The following is a 3,620-nucleotide window of genomic DNA, read 5'->3' as shown; positions in this document are numbered from 1 at the left end:
AACTGCTCGGCGTGATCTACCCCTACCCCACCCGCAGCGAAGCGATCCGCGCGGTTGCCGGGCTTTGGCGCCAGCGCCACGCCTCATCAAGCGGCCTTGCCCTCCTCGAACGGTTCAACACCTGGCGGCGAGGGTGAGAATGGTTTGCACGGTGCGCGTATCCATCGTGCCATGAACCGCAACGATCTTTATCGAAACTGCCGGTACTGCGTCACCAACGGCGTGCCACGACGCTCCCTGGTCGTTGCAGCGGTGGTTGGCACCATTCTGAACTTGATCAACCAGGGCGATGCGCTGTGGGGGAGCAAGGCGATCGATGTGACCAAACTCGTGCTCACATTCATTGTCCCTTATTGTGTGGCAACCTACGGCGCGGTTTCGTATCGGCTCGGGCTCGATCGCGCGGTCGCACCGGTCGATTGCCGTGAGGCGAGCGGCGACGAGCGGATTACCGTCGTCATCCCGACCCTGAATGAGGCGACACATCTACCGTCGCTGCTCGCCGACCTGGCGACCGCACCCGAACTGATTGCGGCGATCGTAATCAGCGACGGCGGGAGTTCCGATCAAACCGTCTCGATCGCCGCAGCCGCCGGTGCCATCATCGGCTTCGGTGATGCGGGGCGGGGCGGCCAACTCCGCCGCGGGATCGCCGCCGCCCCGACGCGTTGGGTTCTGCTGCTCCACGCCGACACCTCGCTACCACCTGGCTGGGCTGCAACGATACTTCAGCGCGTCACCGCATCGGATCGGATGCGGGCTCACTACGGCAGGCTTCGGTTCGCCAGCGCCGATCCCCGCGCCCGTATTCTCGAAGCGGGCGTCAGGCTCCGCTGCGCACTGTTCCGCCTGCCGTATGGCGATCAGGGATTGCTGATCCATCGCGATCTGCTCGATGCCATCGGCGGCATACCGGACCTACCCCTGATGGAGGACGTCGCCCTCGCGCGCCTTCTGGGGCGGCAGCGCCTGGCACAGATGAACCTGATCGTCACGACCGATGCCAGTGCCTATTGCCGCGATGGTTGGTTCCGCCGCGCTTCGCGCAATCTTTTACGTCTGGCCCGGTATTACGCCGGCGATCAGACCGTCCGACAAGCGGCCGACTATCACCGATGAGCCGCCCCGTCGTTATCGTGTTCACCCGGATCCCCCGACTCGGCACTGGTAAGCGACGGCTCGCCCGAACCATCGGTGAGCGACGGGCGCTAGGCTTTTCGCGAAGGACGTTGCATGGACTTCTGCATCGCCTGCGCCGGCTGCGCGGTGTCACCCGGGTGATCGTGGCCACGCCTGATCATCATGTCCGATTTCATGCGCCCGGTTTCATCATCCTGCCGCAAGGTTCGGGTGATCTGGGGGAACGCATGCAGCGCGCGTTCGACCGATTTCCGCGCCGCACGGTCCTGCTGGTCGGCAGCGACATTCCCGGTATCACGGTGTCCGACCTGCGAACCGCCTTGCGTCTGTTGCGCGGCCACGATGCGGTGTTCGGTCCCTCTGACGACGGCGGATATTGGCTGGTCGGCCTGTCCGGCAAACGTCCGGCCGGACCGTTTGAAAACCCGCGCTGGTCGAGCCCCCACGCGCTCGCCGACACCATGCGCAATTTCCCCAAACGCGCAACTGGGGGACACTCGATCGGCCTGCTACGCCAACTCCATGATATCGACGAGGTAGCACCGCGATGTGCGCAGATCAGATGTCCATCGTCAGCGCTGATACCGGCGTAACCTAATGATCCATCAGCACGAACATGATATAGCGACATCATTCGATGACGCAGCATAAAGCAAGAGGATCATCGTCATGCGTATTATTGGAAAAACGACGGGCATGGTTGCAGTTTTCATCGGGTTGGCGGGCATGAATACTGCCTCAGCATCGTTGCGCTGCACCCACCACGATCGTGTCGTGCAGCAGATCAACGAGGCTTATCATACAAGGTTCAAGTCGAATTGTACGATTCCCTCGACCAAGGCGTCGTCCTCGGCAGCGACAATTTTACATCATCGCGTCAAGCATTGACGTATCGTTCAAACAGATCTCGGTCGAGCCGTTCAATTCGGACATGAATGTCTCCGATGACGGCCAGGCTATCGGCATCGCGGAGATTCATGATCCAATCCGGCGTGCATTTCAAACAGGTTGTGAAGGCGGACGAGTGCGGAGGGGAGAAAGCCGCGCACGGATCATGGCAACGAAACCGGTACGGTCATAATCATGCAGCATGTCGGCGACATAGATTTCGCGCACCAGCACCAGTCCTGCGGCGGTGATCGGTGTGGCAATGACGATACCGAATACCCCGTATATCGTGCCCAGGATTGCCATCGAAAAAACAGTCAGCGCCGGTGGCAGGTAGACCGTCTTTCGAGTGATCAGCGGCGAGACGACGTATCCCTCGACAGCATGGCATGCGAGGTAGATCACAACTACCCACAGGACGGCCGGCACACCGAGCGTCCCTGCAACGACCAGCGCGGGCACCGCAGCGACAAACGCGCCGATATAAGGGACAAAGGTCATCAACCCCGCTAGACCCCCGAGAGCGAACGCCATCGGCAACCCAAGAAGATACAGTCCAGTACTGGCAAGTATCGCGACCACGATCATGTCGATCATCTGTCCGAGCATCCACCAGCGTAGTACGCTTGTGATCTCGGCCATGATTTCCCGCGCCCGATCGCGATGGCGGATCGGTATCAGTCGCACCGCGCCATCCTCGTAAATCTTTGGCGTCGCGGCAAGATAAAGGCCGGTTACAGAAATGAGCAATAAGCTTCCCATACCGCCCAGCGTACTCATGACGATGCTTGTGGTCGAGGGACCGAACAGGTTGTCAGGTAGAGCGTTGGCCGCCGTCTGCACGCGATGGAACAGGTTGCCCCACACGCTGTTGTTCCAGGCGCCAGAATGATCGAACGAGCGGATAATTCCCAAAAGCTGGACGAATTCGTTACCAAACTGCGGACCGAGCCACGCGAAAAAGACTCCCAAAGTGCCGATGATAGCGAAAACAAAGAGAAACAAGGCTATACCGGGAGGAATTTTGAACCGTGCAACGATTGCGCTCGCCGCCCCACGTAGAAGTACCGCAATGAGCAAGGACGCAAAGATCAGCAGGACGATGTCGGCAAGCAGCCAGAGCAGAGAGGCGGTGAGTACTAGGATGATCGTGAGACGAAGCAGTCGTGCTATCGATTCGATCGCTTTCGCTTGCCGCTCCGAAGGCGTCGGATACAGTGTGGATTGGGGGGAGTCTTGGTCCGACATGTCATTGATATTGGCAGTCGGGATCAAGTCTACCAGACGCACACACTCACACTTCCGTTGAACGGATTCTGGCCCTAATGTGCTGAAAATCATCGATGGCGCACGGTACCGCTGACCAAAATCCGGCACACGTCTGAGCAAGATGAACGTCTTGAACGGTATGTTGATCCGGCCGACAACTCGGCGGCTTAATCTTGTTCAGTGTTGCGACGGAGGAGCGCTGTCTGCTTCCGACAAATTCGTTTCACGTCAGCAATGCGCGTGTTTGTGACCCGAGCTGCGGTTCGCATGACGCCGGGGCGTAGCACTTTCAGGCATCGCGGCGCTGATGAACGGCAGTTACG

Annotated in this window: 4 protein-coding genes; 3 read left to right on the top strand and 1 reads right to left on the bottom strand. The window is 59.6% G+C overall.

The features are described 5' to 3' along the window. Window positions 1-171: 171 nt before the first annotated feature. The 3 genes from nrtS to ACP5E6_RS17175 all read left to right on the top strand — a co-directional run bounded on the left by nrtS (window position 172) and on the right by ACP5E6_RS17175 (window position 2,028). Window positions 172-1,119, top strand: coding sequence for a nitrate/nitrite transporter NrtS (gene nrtS, locus ACP5E6_RS17185; protein WP_427956244.1), 948 nt, complete (start codon window positions 172-174; stop codon window positions 1,117-1,119). Beyond that, the gene (locus ACP5E6_RS17180) at window positions 1,116-1,733 is read left to right on the top strand and encodes a TIGR04282 family arsenosugar biosynthesis glycosyltransferase (RefSeq protein ID WP_427956241.1); all 618 of its coding nucleotides are present in this window, start codon (window positions 1,116-1,118) and stop codon (window positions 1,731-1,733) included. The genes nrtS and ACP5E6_RS17180 overlap by 4 nt, the downstream gene beginning before the upstream one ends. A 76-nt stretch (window positions 1,734-1,809) precedes the next feature. Continuing rightward, window positions 1,810-2,028 (top strand): hypothetical protein, encoded by a 219-nt coding sequence (locus ACP5E6_RS17175; protein ID WP_427956238.1) that lies wholly within the window; start codon window positions 1,810-1,812, stop codon window positions 2,026-2,028. Window positions 2,029-2,139: 111 nt separating this feature from the next. Here ACP5E6_RS17175 and ACP5E6_RS17170 read toward each other — a convergent pair whose 3' ends face one another. After that, window positions 2,140-3,318, bottom strand: a complete 1,179-nt coding sequence (locus ACP5E6_RS17170; protein ID WP_427956236.1) for an AI-2E family transporter — start codon at window positions 3,316-3,318, stop codon at window positions 2,140-2,142. Window positions 3,319-3,620 lie beyond the last annotated feature (302 nt).

The sequence above is a fragment of the Acidiphilium sp. genome, from assembly GCF_049977125.1.
Taxonomy (GTDB): Bacteria; Pseudomonadota; Alphaproteobacteria; order Acetobacterales; family Acetobacteraceae; genus Acidiphilium.
The sequence above is the reverse complement of the archived record's forward strand: the minus strand, read 5'-3'. Positions and strand labels throughout refer to the sequence as shown.